Origin of the sequence: Variovorax sp. RO1, assembly GCF_002849325.1 — a bacterium.
In the GTDB taxonomy this organism is placed as follows: Bacteria; Pseudomonadota; Gammaproteobacteria; order Burkholderiales; family Burkholderiaceae_C; genus Variovorax.
Window position 1 is genome coordinate 1,939,366 of record NZ_PKMT01000001.1, and the last position, 12,562, is coordinate 1,951,927.

At 68.7% G+C, this 12,562-nt stretch carries 10 protein-coding genes; 9 read left to right on the plus strand and 1 reads right to left on the minus strand.

Translation table 11 applies throughout. The features are described 5' to 3' along the window. The first annotated feature begins 71 nt into the window (after positions 1-71). The 6 genes from CY658_RS09380 to CY658_RS09405 all read left to right on the plus strand — a co-directional run bounded on the left by CY658_RS09380 (position 72) and on the right by CY658_RS09405 (position 7,945). A complete protein-coding gene (locus CY658_RS09380; protein ID WP_101489843.1) occupies positions 72-3,680 on the plus strand; it encodes an indolepyruvate ferredoxin oxidoreductase family protein in 3,609 nt (1,202 codons plus the stop codon). Positions 3,681-3,771: 91 nt separating this feature from the next. Further along, positions 3,772-4,128 carry a hypothetical protein gene (locus CY658_RS09385; protein ID WP_101489844.1) on the plus strand — a complete coding sequence of 119 codons (357 nt, stop codon included), beginning with the start codon at positions 3,772-3,774 and terminating at the stop codon, positions 4,126-4,128. A gap of 61 nt (positions 4,129-4,189) precedes the next feature. Beyond that, positions 4,190-5,083 (plus strand): LysR family transcriptional regulator, encoded by an 894-nt coding sequence (locus CY658_RS09390; RefSeq protein WP_257884833.1) that lies wholly within the window; start codon positions 4,190-4,192, stop codon positions 5,081-5,083. Between the two features lie 131 nt (positions 5,084-5,214). After that, complete coding sequence (locus CY658_RS09395; protein ID WP_101489846.1) at positions 5,215-6,228, plus strand: Bug family tripartite tricarboxylate transporter substrate binding protein; 1,014 nt, start codon at positions 5,215-5,217, stop codon at positions 6,226-6,228. Positions 6,229-6,332: 104 nt separating this feature from the next. After that, a complete protein-coding gene (locus CY658_RS09400; protein WP_101489847.1) occupies positions 6,333-7,022 on the plus strand; it encodes an RraA family protein in 690 nt (229 codons plus the stop codon). Further along, positions 7,019-7,945, plus strand: a complete 927-nt coding sequence (locus tag CY658_RS09405) for an NAD(P)-dependent oxidoreductase (RefSeq protein WP_101489848.1) — start codon at positions 7,019-7,021, stop codon at positions 7,943-7,945. The genes CY658_RS09400 and CY658_RS09405 overlap by 4 nt, the downstream gene beginning before the upstream one ends. A gap of 15 nt (positions 7,946-7,960) precedes the next feature. Here the strand turns inward: CY658_RS09405 and CY658_RS09410 are convergent, their stop codons facing one another. Then, positions 7,961-8,905 carry a LysR family transcriptional regulator gene (locus CY658_RS09410; protein ID WP_101489849.1) on the minus strand — a complete coding sequence of 315 codons (945 nt, stop codon included), beginning with the start codon at positions 8,903-8,905 and terminating at the stop codon, positions 7,961-7,963. Between the two features lie 132 nt (positions 8,906-9,037). Between CY658_RS09410 and CY658_RS09415 the strand changes: the two genes are divergently transcribed. The 3 genes from CY658_RS09415 to CY658_RS09425 all read left to right on the plus strand — a co-directional run bounded on the left by CY658_RS09415 (position 9,038) and on the right by CY658_RS09425 (position 12,557). Then, positions 9,038-10,282 carry a metal-dependent hydrolase family protein gene (locus CY658_RS09415; protein ID WP_101489850.1) on the plus strand — a complete coding sequence of 415 codons (1,245 nt, stop codon included), beginning with the start codon at positions 9,038-9,040 and terminating at the stop codon, positions 10,280-10,282. A gap of 66 nt (positions 10,283-10,348) precedes the next feature. After that, entirely contained in the window at positions 10,349-11,539 is a 1,191-nt protein-coding gene (locus tag CY658_RS09420; RefSeq protein WP_101489851.1) for a M24 family metallopeptidase, read from the plus strand. A 43-nt stretch (positions 11,540-11,582) separates the two neighbouring features. Beyond that, positions 11,583-12,557 carry a Bug family tripartite tricarboxylate transporter substrate binding protein gene (locus CY658_RS09425; protein ID WP_101489852.1) on the plus strand — a complete coding sequence of 325 codons (975 nt, stop codon included), beginning with the start codon at positions 11,583-11,585 and terminating at the stop codon, positions 12,555-12,557. Positions 12,558-12,562 lie beyond the last annotated feature (5 nt).

Sequence of the window (12,562 nt, forward strand, 5' to 3'; positions counted from 1 at the left end):
TCTTCAAACAAGGGTCTGCGCCAGTGTATTGAAGAAACACTTACTTGGGGTGCGGCAGAACAATTCCGGGCATGAACGCCCCACACGAAGCGACCGCACTCAGGCGGCCCGACTACCAACTTTCCGACAACCTCTGGGCCGATGCCGGCTCGGTCTTCATCACCGGCACGCAGGCGTTGATCCGCATCCTGGTGATGCAGAAACAGCGCGATGCGGCACGCGGCCTGCACACGCAGGGCTTCGTGAGCGGCTACCGCGGCTCGCCGCTCGGCATGGTCGACCAGGCCATCTGGAAGGCCGGCGATCGCTTCAAGAAGACCGGCATCCGCTTCGTGCCCGCCGTGAACGAGGAGCTGGCCGCAACCCAGGTGCTGGGCACGCAGCGCGTCGAATCTGACCCCGAGCGCACCGTCGATGGCGTGTACGCCATGTGGTACGGCAAGGGCCCGGGCGTGGACCGCGCGGGCGATGCGCTCAAGCACGGCAACGCCTACGGCTCGTCGCCGCGCGGCGGCGTGCTGGTGGTGGCGGGCGACGACCACGGCTGCGTGTCGTCGTCGATGCCGCACCAGAGCGACCACGCCTTCATGGCCTGGCGCATGCCGGTGATGCAGCCCGCGAGCGTGGCCGAGTACCTGGAGTTCGGCCTGTACGGCTACGAGCTGTCGCGCTATTCGGGCGCGTGGGTCGGCATGGCGGCGTTGTCTGAAATCGTCGAGAGCGCGGGCACGGTGGACCTCGATGCGGTGAACGCGCGCGTCGCCGCCTGGGAAGACGCCGATGCGGTGCGCGCCGCCACCGGCCACGCCGCGCCGCCCGACGGCCTGCACTACCGCTGGCCCGACCTGCCGTCGCTGCGCATCGAGTCTCGGCTCGAAGACAAGCTCGCGGCCGTGGCCGCGTTCACGCAGCGCAACAGCATCGACCGCCACGTCATCGTGAGCCCGCACGCCAAGGTGGGCATCGTCACCTGCGGCAAGGCGCACCACGATTTGATGGAGGTGCTGCGCCGGCTCGAACTCTCGCCCGAGCAACTCGCGCGCGCGGGTGTGCGGCTGTACAAGATCGGGTTGAGCTTCCCGCTCGAGCAGACGCGCCTCAAGGAATTCGCGCGCGGGCTCGGCGAGATCCTCATCGTGGAAGAGAAGGGCGCGGTGGTCGAGACGCAGCTGCGCGACATCTTCTACAACGCGCCGCCCGAGGCGCGCCCCGCGCTCGTAGGCAAGCGCGACCACGCGGGCCAGCCGCTGGTGTCGGCGCTCGGCGAACTGCGGCCGTCGCGTCTCATCGAACTGGTCGCGCACTGGCTGGCCGTGCACTTCCCCGAGAACCACGACCTGGGCGACCACCTGCAGCATGTGCGCGACTTCACGCCGCCCGAGCTGCTGGGCAACGCGAGCGATGCGGTCAAGCGCGTGCCGTACTTCTGCGCCGGCTGCCCGCACAACACCAGCACCAAGGTGCCCGAAGGCTCGACCGCGCGCGCGGGCATCGGCTGCCACTTCATGGCCAACTGGATGGACCGCAGCACGGCAGGCCTGATCCAGATGGGCGGCGAGGGCGTCGACTGGATCTCGCACGCGATGTTCACCAAGACGCCGCATGTGTTCCAGAACCTGGGCGACGGCACCTACTACCACTCGGGCTACCTCGCGATCCGCCAGGCCGTCGCCGCCAAGGCCACGCTCACCTACAAAATCTTGTTCAACGACGCGGTCGCGATGACCGGTGGCCAACCGGTCGACGGCGTCATCAGCGTCGATGCGATCGCGCGGCAGGTCGAGTCGGAAGGCGTGACCAAGGTGGTGGTCGTGAGCGATGCCATCCATCACTACGACGCCATCAGGAACAAGTTTCCGGCCGGCACCGAATTCCACGACCGCGCCGCGCTCGACGAGGTGCAGCGCCGCCTGCGCGAGATGCCCGGCGTGACCGTGCTCATCTACGAGCAGACCTGCGCCGCCGAGAAGCGGCGCCGCCGCAAGAAGGGCGAACTGGCCGATCCGCCCAAGCGCCTCTTCATCAACGAGGCCGTGTGCGAAGGCTGCGGCGACTGCACCGTGCAGAGCAACTGCGTGGCCGTGCTCCCGCACGAGACGTCGATGGGCCGCAAGCGCAAGATCGACCAGACCAGCTGCAACAAGGACTATTCCTGCGCCAAGGGCTTCTGCCCCAGCTTCGTGGGCGTCACCGGCGGCAAGCTGCGCCGCAAGAGCGGGGCGCTGGCGGCCGGGCGCGATGCCTTCTTGCACCGCGTGGGCGCGCTCGCGCATCCCGCGCCGCACGCTTGGACCGGTCCGTACGACCTGCTGGTGACCGGCGTGGGCGGCACCGGCGTGGTGACGGTGGGCGCGGTCATCGCGATGGCCGCGCACCTCGAAGGCAAGTCGGCCAGCGTGCTCGACTTCATGGGCTTCGCGCAGAAGGGCGGCTCGGTGCTGAGCTTCGTGCGCTTGGCCGACACGCCCGAGCGGCTGAACCAGGTGCGCATCGACACGCAGCAGGCCGACGCCATCCTCGCGTGCGACGTGGTGGTGGGCGCCTCGGCCGACGCGTTGCAGACCGTGCGGCACGGGCGCACGCGCGTGCTCGCGAACGTCCACGAGATTCCGGTGGCCGAGTCGCTGCGCAACCCCGACGCCGACCTGCATGTCGATCTGCTGCTGGAGAAGATGCGCTTCGTCGCGGGCGAGGAACAGGTCGAGACCTTCGATGCGCAGAGCCTGGCGGAAGAATTCCTGGGCGACACGCTGGCCGCGAACATCGTCGCGACCGGCTATGCGTGGCAGCGCGGCCTGGTGCCGCTGAGCCTCGAGGCGCTCATGCATGCGATCGAACTCAACGGCGTGGCCGTGGCGGCCAACCAGTCGGCGTTCTCGCTGGGGCGGCTCGCGGCCGGCGACGCTGCGGCGCTCGATCAACTGCGCGCGGCACCGGCCGAGGCTGCAGCGCACCAGGTCGACGACCGTCCGTTGGAAACCCTGCTCGCCGATGCGCGCCGCCATCTCACCGGCTACCAGAACGCCGCATGGGCGCAGCGCTTCGACCAGCGCATTCGCGCACTGCAGGCGGTCGAGTCCACACTGCCGGGCGGTGACGCAAGCCTGCCCTTCACGCGCAACGCGGCGCGCAGCCTCTTGAAGCTGATGAGCTACAAGGACGAGTACGAGGTCGCGCGCCTGTACACCGACGGCGCGTTCCTGCAGAAGCTGAAAGACCAGTTCGAAGGCGACCTGAAGCTCGAGTTCCACATGGCCCCGCCGCTGCTCTCACGCCCTGCGCACGGTCAGGCGCCCCCCAAGATTCGCCTCGGTGCGTGGATGCTGCCAGCGATGAAATGGCTGGCCCACGGCAAGCGCCTGCGCGGCACGCCCTTCGACCTGTTCGGCCACACGACGGAGCGCCGCACCGAGCGCGGGCTGATCGATCACTTCGACCGATTGCTGCAGGAGATGGCCACCGAGCTGACGCCCGACAACCAGTCGACCGCCGCACGCCTCGCGGCCCTACCGCTGTCGGTGCGTGGCTTCGGCCATGTGAAGCTGGCGAACCTGGACGCGGCGCGCCTGCGCGAGGTCGAGCTGTTGCACCGCTTTGCGCCATCGCGCTACGCGAAGCCGGTGGACGCGCCCAGCGCCGGGCAGATCCGCGGCATCGCCATCGTGGCAAGCGCGCAGTAGCGGGCGCGCGCGGTCGGGTGGAGAAGGGGCTTCGCTCGGCTACGATCCTTGCCGAAGCACCCACTCCCGCCACACCCCGACGACCCCCGACATGCGCACCTTCTTCTACTACGCTCTGATGCTCCTGCTCGGATACGCCTGGTACAGGGCCGGCCAGAACCTGCTCCGCAAGGGGTACCGCGACGAGAAGGGCGAACTCACCCAGGGGGTCGTAGGGCCCGTCGGATTCCTGATGGTCGCTGGCGTGACCTGCTACCTCTTCTTCGCCATGCTGCGCGGCCTGGTTCGGGGCGAAATGCCCTGTGTCGGCAAGGGCTGCGCGGGGCAGGTCTACACGTTGGCGGCGCATGCGGGCGACTACTGGGCCAACCTGTTTTTCGTTGCGTGGTTGGTCCTGGGCCTGGGCTACGCGATGTACGTGACGCTCAAGATCTGGTTCCGGGCGTAGCCGCCTGCACGACTGTCTTCGGCACCGTTCTTTCCCCATCCCACGGAGCAACCCCCTGGACCTGCGCGACCTCCAGTATTTCGAAGTCATCGCCGAGCTCGAGCACATGGGGCGCGCGGCGGAGCGGCTGCATCGCACGCAGCCCGCGCTCACGAGTTGCGTGCGGCGGCTCGAAGAGGCATGCGGCGCGGCGCTGTTCGAGAAGACGGGCCGCGGCATCCGGCTCACCGCGGCCGGCAGTGCACTGCTCAAGTGGGCGCAGCGCACGCGCTTCGACGTGGAGAGCGCGCGCCGCGAGATCGGTGACATCGGCCGTGGCCTGACCGGCAACATCAAGGTGGGCATCGTCCCGACGGCCGCGCAGTTTTTGTTGCCGCCGGCCGCGCGCGACCTGATGCGCGAAGCACCCGGCGTCACGTTGCGCACCACCGTGGCGTTGGTCGACGTGCTGAAGCCGCTCTTGCGCGCCGGCGACATCGACCTCATGGTCGGCACCGAAGTCCCGGCGGAAACCGGGTTTGCGTCGCACTACCTGGCCGAAGACGTGATCGTGGTGGCCGCCGCCGAGTCGCACCCGATCTTCGGCAAGCCCAAGCCCAGCCTGAAAGACCTGACGGCTCATCGGTGGGTGCTGCAGCCTCCCGGCGCCCCGACTCGCGATTGGCTCGACCAGACCTTCGACCGGCACCGCCTGCCCCGGCCGCTGGTGCAGGTCGAAAGCACGATGCTGCTGATGCTCCCCGGCCTGATCGGCGAGACGGGGCTGCTGAGCTTCATCTCGCGGCTGCACCTGCAGGCGGGGCAGTCGGGCGCCGCGCTGCGTGAAGTGAAAGTGCCTGCCACCACCAGGCGGCGGCGCATGGTCGTGACCTACCGGGACAGCGGTTACCTCTCTCCCGCCGCGCAACGCCTGATCAACCTGCTGGCGAAGTACGCAGACACGCCGGCCGGCTGATACCCCAAGTCAAATCTATCGATCTTCAAAAAGTATCGATTGGACTGAATGGGCGGCGCTGCGAATACTTGCCTCCATCGAACACGCCGCCCGCGATCCTGCGAAGCGGACGAAAAAACTGGAGACAAGACATGCATCGCGCTTCCCCCGCCACGGCCCCGGGCCGCTTCACCGGCTTCGTGGCCGCCACAGCTGCCGTTGCCGCAGCGATGCTGCTGGCCCCTTCACCGGCGTCGGCGCAAGCGCCGTATCCCTCGCGGGCCATCAAGCTCATCGTGCCGTTCCCTGCGGGCGGCGGCACCGACCTCATTGCGCGTGAAGTCGCCAACAAGGTGGCCGTGGCCAACGGCTGGTCGATCATCATCGACAACAAGCCGGGCTCCGGCGGCAACCTCGGCGTGGACGCGGCGGCGAAGGCGCCGGCCGACGGCTACACGCTCGTGCTGGGCCAGACGAGCAACCTGGCGATCAACCCCACGCTGTACCCCAAGCTGCCCTACAACCCCGAGAAGGACCTGACCCCGATCGTCACGGTGGCCAGCGCGCCCCTGGCCCTCGTGGTGGCGGCCGACTCGCCCTACAAGACGCTTGCCGACGTGGTGGCCGCAGCCAAGGCCAAACCCGAGGCGCTGAACTACGCCAGCTCGGGCAGCGGAACGGTCGCGCACCTGGCCACGGAGCTGCTCCAGAAGACCGCCGGCGTGAAGTTCACGCACGTGCCGTACAAGGGCGCCGCGCAAGGCTCGACCGACCTCATCGGTGGGCAGATTCAGATGTACATGTCTTCCGTGCCGACGCTGATCGGCTACGTCAAGAACGGAAAGATGCGCGTGCTGGCGGTCACCTCGGCCAAGCGCACCGCCGACCTGCCGGCGGTGCCCACCGTCGCCGAGTCGGGCTTCAAGGGCTTCGAGGCCGTGACCTGGTTCGGCATTGCAGGGCCCGACGGCGTGCCCAAGGACGTGGTGGCCAAGGTGAACGGCGCGTTCAACAAGGCGCTGCAAGACCCCGAAGTCAGGAAGAAGCTCGCCAGCCAGGGCGCCGATGCGCTGGGTGGAACCCCCGAGCAATTCGCCAAGCTGATCCGTGACGACATCGTGCGCTGGGCGCCGATCGTCAAGGAATCCGGCGCCAAGGTCGACTGACCCCACCCCACCGACGCGGCCGCACGCCAAGGGGCACGCACCGTGCGTTGCCCGGGCGCAGCCATGCCCGCGTCGGGACACCTCTTCACCGCAGAAAGAAGCCCATGTCCTCCCAACTTCCCGACATCATTCGCGACTTCGAACGCGTGCCTCCCCATCTCGTGGCGCAGGCCGCTGAACTGCAGCCCGCGATCCTGGCCGACGTGGCCGGCCGGCGCGGCGCGCTCGACGGCCGCATCAAGGCGCTGCGGCCGCGCATGAAGCTGGCGGGCACGGCGCTCACGGTCGAAGTGCGCCCCGGCGACAACCTCATGATCCACGCCGCCATCGCGATGGCCAGGCCGGGCGATGTGCTGGTGATCGACGGCAAGGGCGACCAGACCTCGGCGCTCATGGGCACCATCATGATGACGGCCTGCAAGCAGCTCGGCATCGCCGGCGTCGTGATGGACGGCGCGTGCCGCGACAGCTTGGAGATCGACGAGATGGACTTCCCGGTCTTCTCGGTGGGCACCAACCCGAACGGGCCGACCAAGCACATCGGCGGCCGCATCGGCCATCCGGTGTCGGTCGGCGGCGTCACCGTGAACGCAGGCGACTTCGTCATCGGCGACGGCGACGGCGTGGTCGTGGTGGAGCGCGAGAAGATCGAATCGCTGCTGCCGCTGGCTGCGAAGAAGGTGAAGGACGAGGCCGCGCGCATCGCGGCCATCAAGCAGGGCGACACGGCAGCCAAATGGCTTGTGTCGGCCTTGCGCACGGCCGGCGTGCTGAAGGAAGGCGAAACGCTGTGACGGCCATCCTGGTGACCGGTGCGGACCTCGCGCCCCAAGCGCTCGCGCTGCTCGCGGGGCATGAGGTGGTCTACGCAGGCAAGACGCCGACCGAAGAAGACCTGGTCGCCTTGTGCCGCACGCACGATCCGGTGGCCATCATCGTGCGCTACGGCAAGGTGGGCGCGGCCGTCATGGACGCGGCGCCTTCGCTCCAGGTGATCTCGAAGCACGGCAGCGGCACCGACACGATCGACAAGGCGGCCGCGAGCGCGCGCGGCATCGAGGTTGTCGCAGCCGTGGGCGCCAATGCCGCGGCCGTGGCCGAGCAGGCGCTCGCCTTGCTGCTGGCCTGTGCGAAATCGGTGGTGGCACTCGACGCGCGCATGCACGCCGGCCACTGGGACAAGGCCACGCACAAGAGCCTCGAGCTCGGCGGGCGCAACATCGGCCTCGTCGGGCTGGGGGCCATCGGCCTGCGCTTCGCGCGCATGGCGGATGCGCTCGGCATGCGCGTGCTCGGATTCGATCCCTTCGCCAAGGACCTGCCGGCGCATGTGCAGGCCGTGGACCTTGCCACCCTCTGGCGCGAGTCGGACGCCATCTCGCTGCACTGCCCGCTGACGGAAGACAACCGCGGGCTGCTCAACGCGCAGACCCTGGCGCAATGCAAGCGCGGCTTGATCGTCGTCAACACCGCGCGCGGCGGCCTGATCGACGAGGAGGCCCTGCTCGCAGCGCTGCACGCGGGCCAGGTCTCGATGGCCGGTCTCGACAGCTTCGCCGTCGAACCCATGGCGCCCGGCCACCCGTTCCAGGGTGACAAGCACATCGTGCTGAGTCCGCACATCGGCGGCGTGACCAGCGATGCCTACGTGAACATGGGCGTCGGTGCTGCGAAGAACCTGCTGCAGGTGCTGTCGCGCCGGGCGGCGACGGCCTGAATCGCCTTCAGATGCCTAACGTCGAGCGCTGGCCGCGCGAGGCAGCGGCTCCCGCGCCAACATCTCGACCACCAAGGCGATGAACCACTGGTGCAGCGCCGAGGTCTCGTGCCGTTCGTGCCAGACCAGTTCGACGGTACGCGCCGGCGCCGCCAGCGGTGGCGCCACGCGCTTCAGGCCCGTCATGCGCACCGTCTCCAGGCCCTCGGACCAGGGCAGCACGGCGATCAGGTCGGAGCGGCGCACGGCTTCGTAGGCCGCCGAATAGTGGCTCACCGTGCTGACCAGGTTGCGCTGCAGGCCACGGCTTTGCAGCACGCGGTCGTAGATGCCGCCGACACGGCCGGCCAGGCTCACGTCGAGGTGGCGCGCGGTCAAAAATTTCTTCAGCGGAATCTTGTCCAGCTTCGCCAGCGGGTGGTCGTTGCGCATGAAGCAGGCGAAGTCGACCGACCACAGCCGGCGTGAGCGCATGAAGCCGGGGCGCTGCACGTCGTCGTTGTAGGCGCCGATCGCGAAGTCGGCGCGGTTGTCGTCCAGTGATTGTGCGAAGTCCACCACCGTGCCGGGGTGGGTGTGCAAGTGCATGCCCGGCGCAAGTTCGCCGAACCGCTCGAGCAGCCGCGGGGCGACGATGCAGGCCACATAGTCGGTCATCGAGACCGTCAGGCGGGCGTCGCTTTGCGAGGCATCGAAGCTCTCGCCCTCGAGCGTGCCCCGGATGGTGCGCAGCGAGCGCGCCAGCGGCGCCCACAACTCCGTCGCGCGCCGCGTCGGGCGGATGCCGGCGCCGTTGCGCACGAACAAGGGGTCGCCGTAGGTTTCGCGCAGCCGGCGCAGCGCATTGCTGACCGTGGGCTGCGTGAGCGACAGCTTCGATGCGGCGCGCGTCACGTTGCCTTCGTTCATGAGGGCTTCGAAGACCTTCAGCAGGTTCAGATCGGCGTTGCGGTAGTTCATGGGCAGGCGACTGAAACCATTCACACGGTCAATGGAGTGGATTCAGCATATAAATTTTTCGGAATTGTGACGCGATCCTACGATCCCGTCATTCCTCACCGCCCATGCCCCGGAACCCGGCAGACAGACCCCATGACCCAGACCATCCTCGTCAAGAACGCCCGCCTGCTCGATCCGCTGAAGCCCGAGCTGCAGGACCGCCACGACATCCTGATCGAGGGTGACACCATCCGCGAGGTGTCCGACCGGCCGATCGTGGCGCGCGATGCGCGCGTCATCGACGCCGCCGGCAAGACGGTGATGCCTGGCCTGATCGACCTGCACGTGCACGTGGTGGCCATCGACCTGAACCTGCAGCGCCAGGCGCAGATGCCCAACGTGCTGGTGACGCTGCGCAGCCTGCCGATCCTGCGCGGCATGCTGCGCCGCGGCTTCACGACGGTGCGCGACGCCGCCGGCGCCGGCGATGCGTTCAAGCAGGCGGTGCAGTCGGGGCTGGCGCAGGGGCCGCGCCTGTTCGTCTCCGGCCGCGCACTGAGCCAGACCGGCGGCCATGGCGACGGCCGCGCGCGCTCCGACTATCTGATCGCCAACGGCGTGTGCCCCAGCTGCGCCCGCGTGGGCATGCTCGCTCGCGTGGCCGACGGTGTGGACGCGGTGCGCAAGGCTGCGCGCGAAGAACTGCAGATGGGCGCGGACCAGATCAAGATCATGGCCGGCGGCGGCGTGGCATCGCCCACCGACCCGGTCGACGCGCTGGGCTACAGCGAGGACGAGATCCGCGCCATCGTCGGCGAAGCGGCGGCCCGCAACACCTACGTGCTGGCCCATGCCTACACCCCGGCCGCGATCCAGCGCGTGGTGCGCTGCGGCGTGCGCACGATCGAGCACGGCAACTTGGTCGACGCGCCCACCGCCGCGCTCATGGCCGAACACGGCGCCTATGTGGTGCCCACGCTGGTGACCTACGACGCGCTCGCCAACGAAGGCGCGGCCCTGGGGCTGCCGCCCGCCAGCGTGGCCAAGGTGGAAGACGTGCGCGGCGCCGGGCTGCGCTCGCTCGAGATCTACAAGTCGGCAGGCGTGAAGATGGGCTTCGGCACCGACCTGCTGGGCGAGTCGCACCGCCTGCAGAGCGACGAGTTCCGCCTGCGCGCGCAGGTGCTGTCGCCGGCCGAGATCATCGCCAGCGCCACGCTCATCGGCGCCGAGGTGCTGGGCATGAGCGACCGGCTCGGCCGGCTGATCCCGGGCGCGCTGGCCGACCTGCTGCTGGTCGATGGCGACCCGATGCGCAACCTCGATTGCCTGGGGGGGCAGGGCGAGCGCATTCCCCTGGTGATGAAGGCCGGCGTGGTCGAGTTCGACGCGCTGTAGCCCGCACTCCGAGCTGTTCAGAACACAACCCGCCGGACGCCTCCGGTCCCTTCAAGGAAACGACACATGCCCAAGCTGACGCAAGCCGTCTGGCGGTACCGCCACGACCAGATGGTTCGATTGATGGACGAACTCGCCGTCGATGCGCTGGTGTTCACGACCGCGGATTTCTTTCAGTTCGCGACCAACTTCCACACCGACGTGCAGCCCTGGGAGCGGCCGATCTTCGCGGTCGTGCCGCGCCAGGGCGAGGGCTTCCTGGTCATGAACGAGCTGTCGACGAACCACATGCGCTTCTCGGTGGAAGCGCACAAGGTGCGGATCACCGACGTGACGTTCTATGCCGAGCATCCGATGGTGAGCAACCGCCTGCCGCTCGTGTCGCAGCTCCCCGAGATCCTTGCCGAGCGCCTGAGCCGCGCCGGGCTGCGCCGCTCGCGCATCGCACTGGATGCGGGCAGCGGCGTGATGGCCGGCGTGCAGCGCCTGTTGCCCGATCTGAACGTACGCGTCGCCACCGCGGAGGTGCGCAGCTTGCGCTGGCAGAAGCACGCTGAAGAGCTGGCCGTGATGCAGGCCATGGCCGGATTGACCGACTGGCTGCAGGACCGCTACCGCGAAGCCATCAAGCCCGGCCGGCTGGTGCAGGAGATGGACTGCGCCATGGCCAGCCTGTTCGTGCAGGAGGCCGCCGAGCGCTTTCCCGGCGAGCAGTTCGAGGTCGTGCGCTGCTGGACGCTCAGCGGCCCGGCGTCGGCCTCGCCGCACGGCGACGGTGCCTCGTGCGGTGCGCGCATCAAGGAAGGCGATGTGCTCGTCAACATCATCATTCCACGGCTCAACGGCCTGACGATCGAGAACGAGCGCACCTGGTTCTGCGGGCGCCCCGACGAACAGAAGAAGGCGCTGTGGACCGCTGCGCGCGACGCGACCGATGCGGCCATCGGCGCGGCGGTGACAGGCCGGCCCGTGTGCGGGATCGACGCCGCGGCGCAGGCCGTGATCGAGCGCGCCGGCTTTGCCGACTGCATTCGCCACCGCACGGGCCACGCCATCGGCATCGTGCACCACGAGTACCCGGAGGACATGGCCTTCAGCCAACGCCCGCTGTTGGACAGCGAGGTCTATTCCGCCGAGCCCGGCCTGTACGTCTACGGCGTGGGCGGCTTTCGCATCGACGACACGGTCGTGGTGGGCGCGACGCCGCGCGTGCTCACCGCCACGCCCAAGTCGCTCGACTACGCCACCGTGGGTTGAGACCGCCCACACCCGCTTTCGCAACCACCGAACTGACCTCCCCATGACCACCCGCCGCACCATGCTTTCCGCGCTGGCCGTTGCAGCTTCGCTGCTTGCCGCACCCGCCTTCGCGCAGGGCTTTCCTTCCAAGCCGATCAAGGTCGTGGTTCCGCAGCCGGCCGGCTCGGGGCCGGACACCTTGGCGCGCACGCTGGCCGACGTGCTCGGCAAGAGCCTGGGGCAGAGCGTCGTGGTGGAGAACCGCCCGGGCGCCAACGGCACGCTGGCTGCGGCCTATGTGCTGTCGCAGCCCGCGGACGGCTACACGCTGTTTTTGGCCGGCGTCTCGAACATGTCGTGGAACCCGCACCTGTACAAGTCGCTGGGGCATCAGCCTGCGCGCGACTTCACCGGCGTCGCCGTCATTGCCAACACGCCGTTCGTCACCGTCGTGGCGCCCAGCCTGGGCGTGAAGACGCTGCCCGCCCTCATCAAGATGGCCAAGGCCGAGCCGCAGCGGCTCAGCTTTGCATCCGCCGGCATCGGCAACTCCACGCACCTGGCGAGCGAGCTGTTGAAGTCGCGCACTGGCATCCAGATGCAGCACGTGCCCATCAGCGGCGCGGGTGGCCCCAATGCCCTGACCAGCGTGATGGCGGGCGACACGCCGGTGATGACGACCGTCCCCGTCGGTGTCGTGCCGCTGGTCAAGAGCGGCAAGCTCGTGCCACTGGCCGTGACCGGCGAGCGGCGGTTGGAGCAACTGCCCGACGTGCCCACGTTCAAGGAACTGGGCATCGAAATGGAAGTGCCCGGCTGGTACTCCCTGGTGGCGCGCGCAGGCGCACCCGGCGACGCGGTCGCGCGGCTCAATACCGAGATCAACAAGGCCCTGGACACGCCCGAGATGAAGGAACGTCTGGCCGGCCAGATGCTGATCGCGGTCAAGTCGACGCCGGCCGATGTCCTGAAGTTCACGCAGCGTGAGTCGGCCGCCTGGGGCCCCATCATCGACAAGCTGGGCATTGCGCAGTGAGTGAC